This window comes from Litorisediminicola beolgyonensis, from assembly GCF_042679605.1.
In the GTDB taxonomy this organism is placed as follows: domain Bacteria; phylum Pseudomonadota; class Alphaproteobacteria; order Rhodobacterales; family Rhodobacteraceae; genus Litorisediminicola; species Litorisediminicola beolgyonensis.
Window position 1 is genome coordinate 13435 of sequence record NZ_JBHTMU010000015.1, and the last position, 15892, is coordinate 29326.

Below are 15892 nucleotides of genomic sequence, written 5' to 3' on the forward strand. Positions count from 1 at the left end.
GGATGCGCCGCTTCGCCCTGATCGCGCTGCCGTATCTCTGGCTCCTGGCGCTGTTCCTGGTGCCGTTCCTGATCGTCCTGAAGATCTCGCTCTCGGACATCGCCCTGGCGATCCCGCCCTACACGCCGACGCTCGATCTCTCGGCCGGCTGGGAGGGCATCAAGAACTTCTTCGGCGCGCTCGATTTCGAGAATTTCGTGTTCCTGACGGGGGACGACCTCTACTGGCGCTCCTACCTGTCGTCCCTGAAGATCGCGGGGGTCTCGACGCTGATCACCCTCGCGGTAGGCTATCCCATCGCCTACGGCATGGCGCGCGCGGCCCCGGAATGGCGTCCGACGCTCCTGATGCTGGTGATCCTGCCGTTCTGGACGTCCTTCCTGATCCGGGTCTACTCGTGGATCGGGATCCTCTCGGGCGAGGGGTTCCTGAACCAGTTCCTGATGTGGACGGGCCTGATCGACGCGCCGCTGCAGATCCTCGCCACGAACACGGCGGTCTATATCGGCATCGTCTACACCTACCTGCCGTTCATGATCCTGCCGATCTACGCCACGCTCGAGAAGATGGACGAGAGCCTGCTCGAGGCGGCCGAGGATCTGGGCTGCTCGAAGCTCTCGGCCTTCTGGCTGGTGACGATCCCGCTGTCGCGGGCCGGCATCGTCGCGGGGTGCTTCCTGGTCTTCATTCCGGCCATCGGCGAGTTCGTGATCCCGTCGCTTCTGGGCGGGTCGGACACGCTGATGATCGGCAAGGTGCTCTGGGAGGAGTTCTTCTCGAACCGCGACTGGCCGGTGGCATCGGCGGTGGCGATCGTGCTCCTGCTGATCCTGATCGTGCCCATCGTGCTGTTCCAGCGCAACGAGCAGAAAGCGCGGGAGGCCGAGGGATGAGGCCGAAATTCGATCCGAATTTCGCGCGGATTTCGGTTCGAAATCCGGCACCGATCCGACCGGGCGCCAAGGGGAGAGCGGCATGAGACGGTTTTCGTGGTTCAACGCCACCTCGCTGACGCTGGGCTTTGCCTTTCTCTACCTGCCGATGCTGATCCTGGTGATCTACAGCTTCAACGAATCGAAGCTCGTCACCGTCTGGGCGGGGTTCTCGACCAAGTGGTACGCTGAGCTTCTGCGCGACCAGGAGTTCCTCGACGCCGCCTGGGTCACGATCCGGGTCGCGGTCTTCTCCTCCACGCTCGCGACGCTTCTGGGCACCATGGCGGCGGCGGTGATCGTGCGGGCCGGGCGCTTTCCGGGGCGCACGCTCTTCTCCGGCATGATCTACGCGCCGCTTGTCATGCCCGAGGTCATCACCGGCCTCTCGCTCCTCCTGCTCTTCATCGGGATCGGCCTCGACCGGGGCATCTTCACCATCGTGCTCGCGCACACGACCTTCTCGATGTGCTACGTCTCGGTCGTCGTCTCCTCGCGGCTCGCGAGCTTCGACCAGGCGCTCGAGGAGGCGGCGCTCGATCTCGGCTGCTCGCCCTTCCAGGCCTTCCGGCTCGTGACCCTGCCGATCATCGCTCCGGCGGTGATCTCGGGCTGGCTTCTGGCCTTCACCCTGTCGCTCGACGACCTGGTGATCGCGAGCTTCACCACCGGCCCCTCGGCGACGACCCTGCCGATCAAGATCTTCTCTTCGGTCCGGCTCGGCGTCAGCCCGCAGATCAACGCGCTCTCGACCCTGATGATCGCGGTGGTGACGGTCGGCGTGATCACCGCGTCGATCATCTCGAAGCGGCAGGCCACCAACCGGGCGCGCGAGGAACAGGCGGCGGTCCGCGTCACCGAATGAGGCGCATCTACGAGAGCGCCGCCTACGGTCCCGAGCCCGGCTGCTACTGGGCCGAGACCGTGAGCGCGCCCGACTGGCCGCGTCTCAGGGGCTCCGAACGGGCCGATGTCGCGGTGATCGGCGGTGGCTTCACCGGGTTGAACGCCGCGCTCGACCTCGCGGCCTCCGGCGCGCGGGTCGCACTTCTCGAGGCTGAGACGCCCGGCTGGGGCGCCTCGGGGCGCAATGGCGGGTTCTGCTGCCTGGGCGGCGCCAAGGCGCCCGAGGCGCTCCTGCGCCGCCGCTTCGGGGCCGAAGGGCTCGCGGAGTGGCACGCCACGCAGATCGCCTCGATCGACACGGTGGCGGGACGGCTGGCGGAGCACGGGATCGACGCCGACACCCATTCGGAGGGCGAGACCTGCCTCGCCCACACACCCCGGGCGATGGCGCGGCTGCGCGCCGAGGCCGAGGAGGCCGCCCAAGCCTACGGCACCGAGCCGCGCCTGACCGAGCGGGACGCGCTGCGGCAGGAGGGTCTCGGCGGGACGTTCCACGGCGCGCTGACCCTTCCCATCGGCTTCGCGCTCAACCCCCGCAAATACCATCACGGTCTCGCGCGCGCGGCGATGGAGGCGGGCGTCGCCTGTTTCTCGGAAAGCCCGGTCACCGGGCTTGTCCGCGACGGGGCGCACTGGCGGCTGACCACGCCTGAGGGCGAGATCCGCGCCGACCAGGTGGTCATTGCCACCAACGGCTACTCGTCCGAGGATCTGCCCGACTGGCTCAGGGCGCGGACCCTGCCGGTGCAAAGCTCGATCATCGTGACGCGCCCGCTCACGCCGGAGGAACAGCAGCGGCAGGGCTGGACCAGTGCGCAGATGTCCTACGATTCGCGGAGGCTTCTGCACTATTTCCGGAAGCTCCCGAACGGGCGGTTCCTCTTCGGGATGCGGGGCGGGCTCTCCGCGCGCCCCGCGAGCGTCGCGCGGCTCAGGGCACGCATCCGGCGCGATTTCCACGCGATGTTTCCCGAGTGGCGCGATGTCGAGATCACCCATGACTGGTCGGGGCTGATCTGCCTGATGGCCAATCTCACCCCCTATGTCGGCCCGGTGCCCGGTCATCCCGGCCTGCACGCGTCCCTGGGCTATCACGGCAACGGCGTCGCGATGTCGAGCCATTCGGGCAGACTCCTGGCTGCGCAGATGACCACAGGCGCGCCTGTCCCCGCGGTGCTCTCGGCCCCGCCGCGGCGCTTTCCGCTGGGGCGCTTCCGGCGCTGGCTCCTGGCTCCGGCCTATGCGGCGGCGGAGACGCTCGACCTCTAGCGCCGGGGCGCGCTTGACTCGCGCCCGCCCGCCCCGCAAGAAGCGCGCAGACCAAGGGCAGGCAGGATTACGGGCATCATGGCCAAGGACGAGGCGAAAAGCGGCGGCGGGATTCTGGAAACCGTCAAGACCATCGTCTACGCGCTTCTGATCGCGGGCGTGTTCCGGACGCTGTTCTTCCAGCCCTTCTGGATTCCCTCGGGCTCGATGAAGGACACGCTGCTGATCGGCGATTTCCTCTTCGTCAACAAGATGGCCTATGGCTATTCCTACGCTTCCTGCCCGTCGGTCTACCTGCCGCAGATCGGCATCGACATCGACGCCTCCGACCTCTGCGGCTGGCTCGACGGCGACAACACGCGCTTCTTCGCGGGCGAGCCGCAGCGGGGCGACGTGGTGGTGTTCCGCCATCCGACCACGGGCCGCGACTTCATCAAGCGCCTGATCGGCCTCCCGGGCGACCGGGTGCAGGTCAAGCAGGGCCTTCTCTACATCAATGACGAGCCGGTCGAGGTCGAGCCCGCGGGCACCTTCACCGAGACCGCCGAGCCGCAGGGTCCGCAGGCCCTGCGCCCGCGCTGCGCCAACGGCCCGGTGGGCGATGGCGGGGTCTGCGAGAAAGAGAAATTCATCGAGACCCTGCCGAACGGTGTCAGCCACGACATCCTGAACATCGGCAACCAGGGCTCCGACAATACGCCGGTCTACACGGTGCCCGAGGGGCATTACTTCTTCATGGGCGACAACCGCGACAATTCCTCGGACAGCCGCGTGCCCGCGGTGGCGGGCGGCGTAGGCTTCGTGCCCTACGAGAACCTCGTGGGCCGCGCGGACCGGATCATGTTCTCCTCGGCGGGCCGCTCGATGCTCTACTTCTGGACCTGGCGCAGCGACCGCTTCTTCAAGGGCATCGAGTGAAGCGCAGCGCGGAGCTTGCCGCGCTGGAACAGCGGCTCGGGCACCGGTTCGACCGGCCTGAGCTTTTGCGGCGCGCGCTCACCCATGCCTCGATCTCCGGCCCCAATCGCGACGACAACCAGCGGCTCGAGTTCCTGGGCGACCGCGTCCTGGGCCTCGTCATGGCCGAGGCGCTTCTCGAGCGTGACAGCAGCGCCAGCGAGGGCCAGCTTGCCCCGCGCTTCAACGCGCTCGTGCGCAAGGAGGCCTGCGCCGAGGTCGCCCGCGAGATCGGCATCGGCGAGGCGCTGAAGCTCGGCCGCTCCGAGCGGCTCTCGGGCGGGCGGCGCAAGATGGCGCTTCTGGGCGACGCGATGGAGGCGGTGATCGCGGCGGTCTATGTCGATGCCGGGTTCGAGGCGGCGCGGGACATGATCCTGCGCCTCTGGAACGGCCGTATCGACTCGGTCGACGAGGATGCGCGCGACCCCAAGACCGCGCTGCAGGAATGGGCGCAGGCGCGCGGGCAGGAACCGCCCGCCTATATCCAGACCGACCGCTCCGGGCCCGATCACCAGCCGGTCTTCACCATCGAGGCGCGTCTCGCGTCCGGTGAAACGGCCTCGGCGAAGGCCGGGTCCAAGCGGCAGGCCGAACAGGCGGCGGCGCGTGAATTGCTGGATCGGGTCGAGGGCGGCGCATGAGCGCCAACCTTCGCGGGGCGCTCTTCATGGTGCTCGCGATGATCGGCTTCGCGATCGAGGACGCGCTCTTCAAATCGGCGACCGGCGCGGGGCTGTCTCCGGGCCTCGGAACGCTGATCTTCGGGCTGCTGGGATTTACGGCCTTCTTCGTGCAGGCGCGCCGCAAGGGGCCGGTCTGGTCGCCCGCCTTCCTGCGCGGCTGGCTTTTGATCCGCACCGGCTTCGAGATCCTGGGCCGGGTCTTCTTCGCGCTGAGCCTCGCCTACACGCCGCTCGCCACGACCTCGGCGATCCTGCAGGCGACGCCCCTGGTCGTGACGCTCGGCGCGGCGCTGGCGCTGGGCGAACAGGTGGGCCCGCGGCGCTGGGCGGCCATGGCGGTGGGGTTCTGCGGCGTCCTTCTGATCCTGAGACCCGGGCCGGACAGCCTCGGCATCGCGGCGCTCCTGCCGATCCTCGGGATGATCGGCTTTGCCGGGCGCGACCTGGCGACGCGGGCGAGCCCGCCCGAGATCTCCTCGGCGCAGCTCGGCGTCCTGGGCTTCGGCGTGGTGAGCGTGGCGGGGCTGCTGATCCTCGTCTCCGAAGGCGCGCTGCCCGCCGCACCCGCGCCGCTCCAACTCATGAAGATCGGCGGCGTCGCCCTGGCGGGCGTTCTGGCCTACACCGCGCTGACGCGCGCGATGCGCAGCGGCGAGGTCTCGGTCGTCGCGCCGTTCCGCTATTCGCGGCTCCTCGTGGCGCTGGTCTTCGCCTATGCCTTCTTCGGAGAGCGGCCCGATAGTCTGATGCTCGTGGGCGCGACGCTGATCGTCGTGTCGGGCGTCTACACGCTCTGGCGCAGCGGCCGGGCCTGAGACGGCCCGGGGCATGGCCAAGCGCGCGGGAGCGGTGTAAGGCACGGGGCTTCGAGACCGGGAATCGCACCACCATGACCCAACGCGCGGGCTTCGTCGCCCTCATCGGAGAGCCCAATGCGGGCAAATCCACGCTCCTGAACCGCATGGTCGGCGCGAAAGTGTCGATCGTGACCCACAAGGTGCAGACCACGCGCGCCCGCATCCGCGGCGTCGCGCTCGAAGGCGAGAGCCAGATCGTCTTCGTCGACACGCCGGGGCTCTTCCAGCCGCGCCGCCGTCTCGACCGGGCGATGGTCGCGGCGGCCTGGGGCGGGGCGGCGGATGCCGATATCACGGTGCTCCTGATCGAAGCGCATCGCGGCATCACCGACGGGGTGCGCACGATCCTCGACCGGCTGAACGAGATCGGCAAGGGCCGCCGCATGGCGCTCGCCATCAACAAGATCGACCGGGTGAAGGCCGAAGAGCTGCTGGCGCTCTCGGAAGAGATGAACACGGCCTATCCCGGGTTCGAGCGGACCTTCATGATCTCCGCCGAGAAGGGCCACGGCGTCGAGGACCTGAAGCGCTGGCTCGCGGGCGAGGTGCCAGAGGGCCCGTGGCTCTATCCCGAGGACCAGATCGCCGATCTGCCGATGCGCATGATCGCCGCCGAGATGACGCGCGAGAAGCTGACCCTGCGCCTGCATCAGGAGTTGCCCTACCAGCTGACAGTCGAGACCGAGAACTGGGAAGAGCGCGAAGACGGCTCGGCCCGGATCGACCAGATCGTCTATGTCAGCCGCGACGGCCACAAGGGCATCGTGCTTGGCCGCAAGGGCGAGACGATCAAGGCCGTGGGGCAGGCCTCGCGGGCGGAGCTCGAAGAGTTTCTCGGCCGCAAGGTGCATCTCTTCCTGCAGGTGAAGGTGCGCGAGCGCTGGCTGGAAGAGGCCGAGCGCTATTCCGAGATGGGTCTCGATTTCCGCGACGGCGATGGCTGAGCCACGCCTCACCGCGCGCTTCTGGGTCGACGCCTACCGGCGCAGGCTGGCGCTTCGGGACATCCCCTGTTTCGTCGTGGCCCATGGCGACGACACCGCCGGCGCGGTCCTGGTCAAGCTCTCGACGCTCGACGGCAAGGCCTGCGCCTTCGAGCGCAGCTTCGACCTGATGAGCGGCGAGCGTGCCTGGGTGGTGCTCTGCGACGGGGCGGAACCCGAGGTCGACGCGGCGATCGCGCGCCAGCGCGGCTACGATCCCGATCTCTGGGTCATCGAGGTCGAGGATCGGCAGGGACGCCATTGCCTGACCGAGGACGGTCTGGGCTGAGCCGCGACAGGGCGATGAGCCCGATCCCCAGAAGCCAGATCGCGGTTCCGAGGCCCAGGATCCAGAGCGCGACGCCATCCCAGCCGCCCTGCCGCACCGGATCGAGGAAGAAATACGGGTAGCGGTCGCCCGCAAGCCCGCGTCCGATCGCGTAGAGCAGGTAAAGCGCAGGCCAGCCGAGCCACAGGAGCGCGGCGCGCCAGTCGAGCCGGACATGCCGGATCGCCAGCCAGTAAAGCGCGACCACCGCCGGGACGGCGCTGTGCAGAAGCTGGTCGGCCACGGCGCGAAGCCCGGCCAGATCGCGCGCCAGCAGGCCATGGTAGACCAGCGCGACGACGATCTCCCAGAGCACCAGCCCGCCGATCCAGGTCGCGGGCAACCGGCGCCCCGCCGCCTCGATCAGAAGCGACAGGCCCACGAGCAGCGCGGTCAGGTTGGTGAAGTAGCGCCCCATCCGCCAGAGCTCCTCCAGCGCCGCGCGGCCCGGGCGGCGGTCGAGCCCGACATGGAGCTGCAGCGCGAGCGCGCCCAGGGCGATCAGCGCAACAAGGAGCGCGGCGAAGCGGTGACGAGTGACCATGCGCCTGATCTGCCGATCCGGGGCGCGTGCGGCAAGGCTCGGGGCGTTCACAGTCTCGCGCGTGGCGGCGCGCCGCCTCCGGCTTGTGCAGGGCAGGGCGGCGGAGGATAGTCGCGGCCATGGAGTGGCGCGACACCGGCATCCTTCTGAGCACAAGACGCCACGGCGAGACCTCGGCGATCCTCGAGGTCTTCACCGAGACCCGCGGTCGCCATGCGGGCGTTGTGCGCGGCGCCACCAGCCGCCGCATCGCACCGGTGCTTCAGCCGGGCGCCGAGCTGGACCTCAGTTGGCGCGCGCGGCTCGAGGATCACCTGGGCAGCTACACGATCGAGCTCAAGCGCTCGCGCGCCGCGGCGGCAATGGCAGACCGGGTGTCGCTTGCAGGGCTGAACGCGGTGGTGACGCTCCTGGCCTTCGCGCTGCCGGAGCGCGAGGCCGCGCCCGATCTCTACGAACGCACCCGGACGCTTCTCGATCTGCTCGACCGGCACGAGATCTGGCCGCTCGCCTATCTGCGCTGGGAGATGGCGCTGCTGGACGATCTGGGCTTCGGGCTCGACCTGCGCGCCTGCGCGGTCACGGGGCAGGCCAACGCGCTCGCCTACGTCTCGCCCAAGACCGGGCGCGCCGTGTCGGAGCGTGGCGCGGGCGAATGGGCGTCGCGGCTCCTGCCGCTCCCCGAAGTGATGCTGGGCGCCGGGCCGGGAGAGGATGCCGAGGTCCTGACGGCGCTTGGAACCACCGGCCATTTCCTCGAGCACCATCTCGCCCCGTCGCTCGGCTCCCGGCCCCTGCCGAGCGCGCGTGCGCAGTTTCTCGACCGTCTCGCGCGGCGGGCGGCGCAGGGATGACACGGCGTCTTTCGCTTGCCGGGGTTAAGGGATAGGTAGGTCCCATGCGTTGGAACCTGCCGAATATCCTCACTGTCCTGCGTCTGCTCGCCGCTCCCGGCGTGGCGGTGATGTTTCTCTACTTCACCCGCCCCTTCGCGGACTGGTTCGCGCTGATGCTCTTCATCGCCGCCGCTGTCACCGACTGGTTCGACGGCTATCTGGCGCGCTCCTGGGGGCAGGAAAGCAAGATGGGCGCCATGCTCGATCCGATCGCCGACAAGGCGATGGTGGTGATCGCGCTGATGGTGATCGTCGGCTATTCCTCGATGTCACCTTGGCTCGTGCTGCCCGCGACGGTCATCCTTTTCCGCGAGGTCTTCGTCTCGGGTCTCCGGGAGTATCTCGGCGACACCGCGGGCACGCTCAAGGTGACGAAACTGGCGAAGTGGAAGACGACGCTGCAGATGGTCGCCATCGCGGTGCTCTTCGCGCAGGGCGTCTTCGAGCATTACCTCGGTCTCTCGGTTCTCGGCATGACGCCCGAGAGCGTCGGCGCGGTCCTGAACGGCTCGGCGCCGGACCCCGAGGGGCTGCGCTGGAAGGAGGCCGGGATGGTCTGGGCCGGGCATCTCGGCATCGCGCTTCTCTGGGTCGCGGCGGCCCTGACGCTGATCACCGGCTGGGATTACTTCGCCAAGGCCATGCCCTACCTGCGGGAGACGCGCTGATGGACGTGCTCTATTTCGCCTGGCTGCGCGAGCGGATCGGACTGCCCAAGGAGCGGATCGAGACCCAAGCCCAGACGGTCGCCGAACTGGTCGAGGAGCTGCGCGCGCGCGAGGAGCGTTACGCGTTGGCGTTTTCCGATCTCGCCGCGGTGCGGGTCGCGGTCGATCAGGAACTGACCGATTTCGACGCGCCCCTCGCGGGCGCGCGCGAGGTCGCGTTCTTCCCGCCGATGACCGGCGGCTAATGCGGATCGTCGTGCAGGAGGCGCCGTTCGATTTCGGCGCGGAATGCGACCGCTTCGCCGCGGGGCGCGGCGATATCGGCGCGGTGGTCACCTTCGCGGGCCAGGTGCGCGGCGACGGCGATCTCGAGGTGATGGAGATCGAGCATTACCCCGGCATGACCGAACGCGCGCTCGAGACCATTGCGCGCGAGGCCCAGACGCGCTGGTCGCTGGGCGACGTTCTGGTGATCCACCGCTACGGCCCGCTCCGGCCCGGCGAGCGGATCATGATGGTCGCCACCGCCGCGCCGCACCGGCGCGACGCCTTCGAGGCGGCGGAGTTCCTTATGGACTACCTCAAGTCGCGGGCGCCCTTCTGGAAGAAGGAACGCGGCGCCGATGGCGAGAGCTGGGTCGCGGCCAAGGACGAGGACGAGGCGGCGCTCGGGCGCTGGTAGCGCCTCCGTTTCCGATGTCGGTCTGTTTGGCCCGCGCTGGGGGGCTGTCTGCCCCCCAGCCCCCCGAGGAATATTTTTGGGCGATTGTATATTTGACAAACCCGTAACCAGATATCATATATCTTGTGCCTGGCGCTTGACTCGACACAAGAACGAATCGAGACTAACGGCGACGTTTGGAAACGGATGCGCCGCCGAGGCGGGAACCAAGGCGGCGCTAACTTTCCGATCTCCGCAACCCTTTGAGACGGGCCGCTGCGGATAGCTGGATAAGGTAGGGGAATCCTAACTGGGAGGACTCCAGCAAGTCAAGGCGGTCCGTCGCATCAAGCGAAAGGACGCCAGAATGGCTTCTTACATGATATCGTTTCGCATTGCGAACAACTCAACCTACCTGAACCGTTACAACTCTCTCGTTGAAAGGGTCAAGTTCGAGGCCGAAGACGGCTTAGCTTGGGAAGAAACCACGTCGCTCATCATAATCAGGTCGTCGAAGACAGCAGAGCAACTGGCTGGTGCAATCTACCTGGGCTCGGAAATGTCGCTATTAGACACGCTGCTAGTTGTTAACGCTTCGACTGGTATCTTCGCCACGAGGGGCGAAGTGAAGTATCCGGCCACTCTCGCCAGCGTGCTGTCTCAGAGCAACGTCCGGCGGACGCTCCTTGGATAAGAACTCTTGGTGCAGGCAGACCGGCACTCGCAGCAGACGAGCTGCCTGCATTACCACGGCAAGCCGAAGGCGCTTTGATCTAGTCAGAACCATTGTCTTTGGCCTTCTCGCTTGGCTTCTGCTTCGACAGCTTCCGCAGCTTCTGATTAAACCGTTCTTCGTCGTCGTCCGCCTCTAGCTGGCGGGCGGCTTCCCTGAAGCGTTCAATCTGGGATTTAGGTGAAGATGACATTTCCGCCCGTCTTTACAAAAGAGTTGTAGGAAACGAGATCGGCGACATTGGAAATAAGCGCGCGATCTTCTGATGGTAGCGCTTGGTCATACACGGCATACTTGTAAAGGCCCGGACGTGTTTCTGTATCTGAGAATGCCAGGTATTTCGAAGCGATAGAGTATGGGTGCGGTAACACGGCTTCAAACAACGCCAATTCATCTTCTCGAAATGCCGCGATGTCAAATTTGTAATGCTTCCCGCTTTGGCCGGGGTAATCGAAACCTTTGCGCAGTTTTAAATTCTGATGCGATCGCTCTAAGACTGCATGAGTTCGAGCCACAAGACTCTCTTCACTTTGAACTGTTTCTTTTCCTAAAGCGGCTCGTGCAGCGTCTGCCGACGCATTCGCGACAGAGAGGATGGCTCCATAAAGGCCGCGAACCTCGAAGGCTCGACACGAGATAACATCCTTCTCGAAGTCGCAGCCATAGGTGCGGGCTGACTTTGCGAGTATCTTACCGATAGCCGCCCGATCCCGACCGTGGAGCCAAGCAGAGGTCACAGCGCCAGCGTTGTCGTGGACCTCAAAGCCAACCTTCCCCGACACCACCATAACGCTGACAGGCTCGAATGATGGATAAAGGCAATGGGTGGTAACACGTGTGCCGCGTTCAGTTTTTTCGCAAAGACCAAACTCGCCCAGAGCGCTTGTTATTTCATGACAATCAAGCATTTGGGTCTCCGAAAAGCCCGCGATCCGGCAGGTGAAGCTGCCTGCAATCTGTTGGAATCTTAAGCGAAATATGATCGCAAAACCAGAAAAACATCTGGTTTAGTCGGGACATATTGTCCGTCACGGGGGCTCGGGCGGGCAGCTCCCAGAGCCCTGACATTGCCACGTGCTGGCGGTTGTGCTCCCACGCGTGAACGTGCGGACCGCAAACTTGATAAGGCAAGCCAAGTCTGGTGGCGTAGGGAGGGTTGCCCTCGCACTGCGAGTCTTTTGCGCGGTCTAGGCGTGCCACAGGATTACCACGGAAAATCAACCCGACGGACGGATTCTCAAAGCTCGCTGCGGGTATGCGCAGCTTGAGATAAGACCTCTGAACCTCGCCACTCTCCACAATTCCCCAAGTGCACTGGAAGTCATCACGCCCAGTATTCACCCACTCAGGCTGCGGCCACTCCAGTTCCTTATCGGTGCTGGACAGGTAGGCGTCTACATCCTCAAGCTGTTTTTCGCTGACTGACATAACTCACTGATAAAGAGTCATTTTAACGCAGTCTACTTAGCAATCAGGCCTTGCGTAGGTCAGCCGCTTCCCGACCACACCACGCAGCGCAATCGCGCCTCGCTCCGCATCATCCACACCGTTCGCCATGCGGTTGTTGTAACGGAAGTCAAACTCGGCAGCGTAGCGGTGCAGATGTTGCTTGTCACAGCGCTGGTACACGCCCTTCATGCCGCGCTTGAAAATGCTGTAGAAGCCCTCGACCGTGTTGGTGTGGATCGCGCGGTTCTCAAGGTTCACATACTCGCCTGCGCTGTGGTTCGTCCAACCGTGGCCTGCAAAGTCGTCGGCAAGAGTGCGATACTGGAGCGCCTCGTCGGTCATAACGTGCGCCTCTGCGGCGATATTCTCGCGCAGGATCGGCACCAGCGTAGACTTCTTGAGGTCGTCCACAATGATGCTCTTGGCGGTGCCGGTAGTGCGATCTACGAGCGTCAGCATCTTGTTCTTGTGCGCGCCACCACGGGCCTTAGCGGGCTTCTTTTAGGCCGTGCCGATGAAAGTCTCGTCCACTTCGACGGTGCCGCCACCAGAGCCAAACGGGGCCAGCGCGCCGGAGCGCATGCACTCACGGATGCGATGGGTCAGAAACCAGGCGCTCTTGTAGGTGATGCCGAGAACGCGGTGCAGCTGGTGGCTGCTGATGCCCTTCTTGCTGGAAACCATGAGGTGGATCGCCTGTAGCCACAGGTGCATTTCAATGTGGCTTTCCTCGAAGATCGTGCCCTTGCGAACCGTGAACTGCTTGCGGCACTCGCGGCACTTCCACAGGCCGTGGCGCTCTTTGCCTTCCGGGTGCTTCTTGCTCGGCTTGGTGCGAACGCCCGTCAGGCGATAAGCGCAGTCCACGACGCCGCAGTGCGGGCACACCGGACCGTCCTGCCAGATGATGCTCTCAACGTGCGCAAACGCTGCGGCTTCATCGTGCATGTAGGGGGCGGATAGGACAGACATGGCGGGTTCCTCAACTCTATGACTTAAATATAGGAATCCCGCTTGGGTTTGTCAAATATACAATCGCCTATTTTTGGACAGATGAAGCCTGGGGCGGGCGGCGCTTGAGCGGCGCCGGTCGGCTCAGGCGGAGGCAGAGGCTGGGGGGCGCTGGTCGCGCGTCGCTGGTTGGCGACGGTGCCTGTGGCGCGCGCTGGGGGGCTGTCTGTCCCCCAGACCCCCCGAGGAATATTTCTGGACAGATGAAGCCTGGGGCGGGCGGCGCTTGAGCGGCGTCGGTCGGCTCAGGCGGAGGTGGGGGTCAGGGGGCGCGCTTCGATCACCACGAAGGCCTGCGCCCAGGGGTGATCGTCGGTGAGCGTGACGTGGATGATCGCCTCGTGACCCGGCGGTGTCATCGCGGCCAGCCTCTCGGCGGCCCAGCCGGTCACCTGCATTACCGGCTGCCCGGTCCGCAGATTCGAGACGGCCATGTCCTTCCAGGCGATGCCCATCCTGAGGCCGGTGCCGAGCGCCTTGGAGCAGGCCTCCTTGGCGGCCCAGCGTTTGGCATAGGTGCCGGGCGTGTCGGCGCGGGCCTCGGCCTTGCGCTGTTCGGTCTCGGTGAAGACCCGGTTGCGGAAGCGGTCGCCGAACCGCGCCAGCGTGCGCTCGATCCGCTCGATATTGCAGAGATCGGTGCCGATGCCGAGGATCACCTGTAGATCTCCCGGACGCGCTCCTGCCCGAGCCCGCCGCGCCAGTGGAAGGGCTCTTTGGAGGCGGCGGCGAAATCCGCGATCGAGAAGGCCGGGAACTGGAAGAAGGCAGGGGCTTCGTCCTGGGTCATGGCGAAGAGGAGCCGGTCGATCCCGGCCCAGCGCATCGCCGCGAGGCACATCTCGCAGGGCTGCATGGAGGCGATGAGCGTCGCGCCTGAGAGATCGGTGTCGCCCCGGGCCTCCGCGGCGCGGGCGATGGCGACGATCTCGGCGTGGCGCGACGGGTCGCAGGTGGTCGAGACCTCGTTGGCCTCGAGCGCGAGAATGCGGTCGCCCTGCAGGACGGCGGCGGTGAAGACCACGCCGCCCGTCTCCTGGTGGCGCGCCAGCGCGAGGTCGATGACGGCCTCGAGCGCGTGGGTCTCTGCGGCGGTGGGCTCGATCATCGGAGCGCGTTCTCGGCGCGGACCGTGCCTTGCGCCTGGTTCACGGTGATCGTCAGGCGGGCGGGGCGGGGGGCGGTCTCGCCGTAGAGAAATGCAGGGCTCCCGACGCTGAGCCCGGTGGCGGGGTCGTAGCGGGCCTCGGCCTCGGAGAGGAACAGCCATTGGAATCCCATCTCGCCCTCATGCGAGATCAGCGTGCAGGCCTGGAAGGGCGCGGAGGGGTCGGGATGGCGGACAAGAAGATGCGAGGAGCAGCAGGCCGGTTCGCCATCGGTGTCGAGATGGAGGAGGCTGATCGCGCCGTTGGCGTAACTTCGCACGCCCTCGTCCGCGGGCAGGATCAGGAACTGCGCGCCGGCCTCGAACGTGTCGCAGCTGCGCAGGCTCGCGGCTGAGGCGGGCGCGGCGGCAAGCGCCAGCGGCAGGAGCGCGTGGAGGAGGACCGCGCGCCTCATCCGCGCGCCGCGTCCATCACCCGGCGCATCTCGGCGATGGAGGCGTCGAGGCCGCGGAAGATCGCCTCGCCGATCAGGAAATGCCCGATATTCAGCTCGCGCAGCTCGGGGAACGCGGCGATCGGGCCGACCGTGTCATAGGTCAGCCCGTGCCCGGCATGGACCTCGAGACCGAGCTCATGGGCGAAGGCCGACATCTCGCGCAGCCGCTCGAGCTCGGCGTCGCGCGCGTCGAAGCGGCCCTCGGCGTGGAAGTCGCAATAGGCGCCGGTATGCAGCTCGACGACCGCCGCACCGATGCGGCGCGCGGCTTCGATCTGCGGGCGGTCGGCGGCGATGAAGATCGAGACCCGGCAGCCCGCGTCGCGCAAGGGCGCGATGAAATGCGCGAGGCGGTTCTCGTCCTTCGCGACCTCGAGACCGCCCTCGGTGGTGCGCTCCTCGCGCTTCTCGGGGACGATGCAGACGGCGTGCGGGCGGTAGCGCAGCGCGATCTCCTGCATCTCGTCGGTCGCGGCCATCTCGAAATTGAGCGGCACCGACAGCGCCTCGGTCAGCGCGTCGATATCGCTGTCGCGGATGTGGCGGCGATCCTCGCGCAGATGCGCGGTGATGCCGTCGGCCCCGGCCTGTTCGGCCTGGAGCGCGGCGCGCACGGGATCGGGATAGGCCGAGCCGCGCGCGTTCCGGACGGTGGCGACATGGTCGATATTGACGCCGAGGCGCAATTTCTCGGATGCGGTCACGGGGCGATCCTCCGGGTGGTGCTGGTCGATACCTAATCCGCGGCGGAGCCGCCGTCAGCCTGTTTCTTCTTGGCTTTCAAGGCGGCGAACTTGGCCTTGAGGATGCCGCGGCGGCGGTTCTGATAGGCGCGGATCAGCGGCACGGACAGGTAGTAGCAGACGAGCGCGGTGATGATGCCGGGCAGGATGCCGCCCACGAGATAGGGGTAGAAGACCTCCTGGTAGAAGATCGACAGCCCGGTCCAGTCGGCCTCGGCGCGGGTGAAGAGCGCCGCGATGTTCTCCCAAAGATCGTGGCCCGCCTGCGAGAAGGCGCGGGCGAGGCCGTGATGGGTCTCGGGGTCGCGATCGACGCCAAGGAGCCAGTAGCCGGTCTGGAGCGACACCATGCCGATGGGCAGATAGGTCAGCGGGTTGCCGAAGAAGGTCGCCAGAAGCGCCGCGAGGACGTTGCCGCGCAGGACCAGCGCCAGGAGGCCCGCGATGACGAAATGCAGGCCGTAGAAAGGGGTGAAGGTGGTGAAGACCCCGGCGAAGATGCCGCGAGCGATCCGCTCGGGCGGGTCTGGAAGCCGGTGCAGGCGATGCTGGACATAGCGCGCGGCGCGGCCCCAGCCGCCCTTGGGCCAGAGCGCGCGGAGCATGCGCTTCCAGATCGGCTGCCTGTCGCGGCGCTTGAAGACCAAGTCCCGCTCCCTTTCGT

The 15892-nt window shown here is 66.4% G+C and carries 20 protein-coding genes and 1 pseudogene; 13 read left to right on the top strand and 8 right to left on the bottom strand.

Going from position 1 to position 15892, the window contains the following annotated elements:
- Window positions 1-2 precede the first annotated feature (2 nt).
- The 8 genes from ACFQ4E_RS09945 (at window position 3) to ACFQ4E_RS09980 (ending at window position 6879) form a co-directional block, all read left to right on the top strand.
- On the top strand, window positions 3-893 hold the full coding sequence (locus tag ACFQ4E_RS09945) for an ABC transporter permease subunit (RefSeq protein WP_386803092.1): 891 nt from the start codon (window positions 3-5) through the stop codon (window positions 891-893).
- 82 nt (window positions 894-975) lie between these two features.
- Window positions 976-1797: an ABC transporter permease gene (locus ACFQ4E_RS09950; RefSeq protein WP_386803094.1), complete on the top strand. Its 822-nt coding sequence runs from the start codon at window positions 976-978 to the stop codon at window positions 1795-1797.
- On the top strand, window positions 1794-3107 hold the full coding sequence (locus ACFQ4E_RS09955; RefSeq protein ID WP_386803096.1) for an NAD(P)/FAD-dependent oxidoreductase: 1314 nt from the start codon (window positions 1794-1796) through the stop codon (window positions 3105-3107). The genes ACFQ4E_RS09950 and ACFQ4E_RS09955 overlap by 4 nt, the downstream gene beginning before the upstream one ends.
- Before the next feature lie 78 nt (window positions 3108-3185).
- Window positions 3186-4025 carry a signal peptidase I gene (gene lepB / locus ACFQ4E_RS09960; protein WP_386803098.1) on the top strand — a complete coding sequence of 280 codons (840 nt, stop codon included), beginning with the start codon at window positions 3186-3188 and terminating at the stop codon, window positions 4023-4025.
- Window positions 4022-4708, top strand: a complete 687-nt coding sequence (rnc, locus tag ACFQ4E_RS09965; protein ID WP_386803100.1) for a ribonuclease III — start codon at window positions 4022-4024, stop codon at window positions 4706-4708. Before lepB ends, rnc begins: the two co-directional genes overlap by 4 nt.
- Entirely contained in the window at window positions 4705-5565 is an 861-nt protein-coding gene (locus ACFQ4E_RS09970) for a DMT family transporter (protein ID WP_386803102.1), read from the top strand. The genes rnc and ACFQ4E_RS09970 overlap by 4 nt, the downstream gene beginning before the upstream one ends.
- 74 nt (window positions 5566-5639) lie before the next feature.
- A complete protein-coding gene (era, locus tag ACFQ4E_RS09975; protein WP_386803104.1) occupies window positions 5640-6551 on the top strand; it encodes a GTPase Era in 912 nt (303 codons plus the stop codon).
- Window positions 6544-6879 (top strand): DUF1491 family protein, encoded by a 336-nt coding sequence (locus tag ACFQ4E_RS09980; RefSeq protein WP_386803106.1) that lies wholly within the window; start codon window positions 6544-6546, stop codon window positions 6877-6879. The genes era and ACFQ4E_RS09980 overlap by 8 nt, the downstream gene beginning before the upstream one ends.
- On the opposite strand, the gene ACFQ4E_RS09985 is transcribed toward ACFQ4E_RS09980, so the two are convergent.
- Window positions 6821-7462, bottom strand: a complete 642-nt coding sequence (locus ACFQ4E_RS09985) for a Pr6Pr family membrane protein (protein WP_386803108.1) — start codon at window positions 7460-7462, stop codon at window positions 6821-6823. The two genes, ACFQ4E_RS09980 and ACFQ4E_RS09985, sit on opposite strands and share 59 nt — an antisense overlap.
- 119 nt (window positions 7463-7581) lie before the next feature.
- On the opposite strand from ACFQ4E_RS09985, the gene recO reads away from it, so the two are divergent.
- The 5 genes from recO to ACFQ4E_RS10010 all read left to right on the top strand — a co-directional run bounded on the left by recO (window position 7582) and on the right by ACFQ4E_RS10010 (window position 10381).
- Window positions 7582-8316, top strand: coding sequence for a DNA repair protein RecO (gene recO / locus ACFQ4E_RS09990; RefSeq protein WP_386803110.1), 735 nt, complete (start codon window positions 7582-7584; stop codon window positions 8314-8316).
- 44 nt (window positions 8317-8360) lie between these two features.
- On the top strand, window positions 8361-9026 hold the full coding sequence (gene pgsA / locus ACFQ4E_RS09995) for a CDP-diacylglycerol--glycerol-3-phosphate 3-phosphatidyltransferase (RefSeq protein ID WP_386803112.1): 666 nt from the start codon (window positions 8361-8363) through the stop codon (window positions 9024-9026).
- On the top strand, window positions 9023-9271 hold the full coding sequence (gene moaD, locus ACFQ4E_RS10000) for a molybdopterin converting factor subunit 1 (RefSeq protein WP_386803250.1): 249 nt from the start codon (window positions 9023-9025) through the stop codon (window positions 9269-9271). Before pgsA ends, moaD begins: the two co-directional genes overlap by 4 nt.
- The gene (locus tag ACFQ4E_RS10005) at window positions 9271-9708 is read left to right on the top strand and encodes a molybdenum cofactor biosynthesis protein MoaE (RefSeq protein WP_386803114.1); all 438 of its coding nucleotides are present in this window, start codon (window positions 9271-9273) and stop codon (window positions 9706-9708) included. Before moaD ends, ACFQ4E_RS10005 begins: the two co-directional genes overlap by 1 nt.
- Window positions 9709-10054: 346 nt before the next feature.
- Window positions 10055-10381, top strand: a complete 327-nt coding sequence (locus tag ACFQ4E_RS10010; protein WP_386803116.1) for a hypothetical protein — start codon at window positions 10055-10057, stop codon at window positions 10379-10381.
- A 215-nt stretch (window positions 10382-10596) separates the two neighbouring features.
- On the opposite strand, the gene ACFQ4E_RS10015 is transcribed toward ACFQ4E_RS10010, so the two are convergent.
- The 7 genes and pseudogenes from ACFQ4E_RS10015 to ACFQ4E_RS10045 all read right to left on the bottom strand — a co-directional run bounded on the left by ACFQ4E_RS10015 (window position 10597) and on the right by ACFQ4E_RS10045 (window position 15875).
- Complete coding sequence (locus tag ACFQ4E_RS10015) at window positions 10597-11328, bottom strand: hypothetical protein (RefSeq protein ID WP_386803118.1); 732 nt, start codon at window positions 11326-11328, stop codon at window positions 10597-10599.
- Window positions 11329-11884: 556 nt separating this feature from the next.
- Window positions 11885-12841: pseudogene (locus ACFQ4E_RS10020) on the bottom strand (IS1595 family transposase).
- 284 nt (window positions 12842-13125) lie between these two features.
- A complete protein-coding gene (gene acpS, locus ACFQ4E_RS10025; protein WP_386803120.1) occupies window positions 13126-13539 on the bottom strand; it encodes a holo-ACP synthase in 414 nt (137 codons plus the stop codon).
- Entirely contained in the window at window positions 13536-13988 is a 453-nt protein-coding gene (locus ACFQ4E_RS10030; protein WP_386803122.1) for a nucleoside deaminase, read from the bottom strand. Before ACFQ4E_RS10030 ends, acpS begins: the two co-directional genes overlap by 4 nt.
- Window positions 13985-14443 (bottom strand): hypothetical protein, encoded by a 459-nt coding sequence (locus ACFQ4E_RS10035; protein ID WP_386803124.1) that lies wholly within the window; start codon window positions 14441-14443, stop codon window positions 13985-13987. The genes ACFQ4E_RS10030 and ACFQ4E_RS10035 overlap by 4 nt, the downstream gene beginning before the upstream one ends.
- The gene (locus tag ACFQ4E_RS10040) at window positions 14440-15189 is read right to left on the bottom strand and encodes a pyridoxine 5'-phosphate synthase (protein WP_386803126.1); all 750 of its coding nucleotides are present in this window, start codon (window positions 15187-15189) and stop codon (window positions 14440-14442) included. Before ACFQ4E_RS10040 ends, ACFQ4E_RS10035 begins: the two co-directional genes overlap by 4 nt.
- Before the next feature lie 32 nt (window positions 15190-15221).
- On the bottom strand, window positions 15222-15875 hold the full coding sequence (locus ACFQ4E_RS10045; RefSeq protein WP_386803128.1) for a DUF2062 domain-containing protein: 654 nt from the start codon (window positions 15873-15875) through the stop codon (window positions 15222-15224).
- Window positions 15876-15892: the final 17 nt, after the last annotated feature.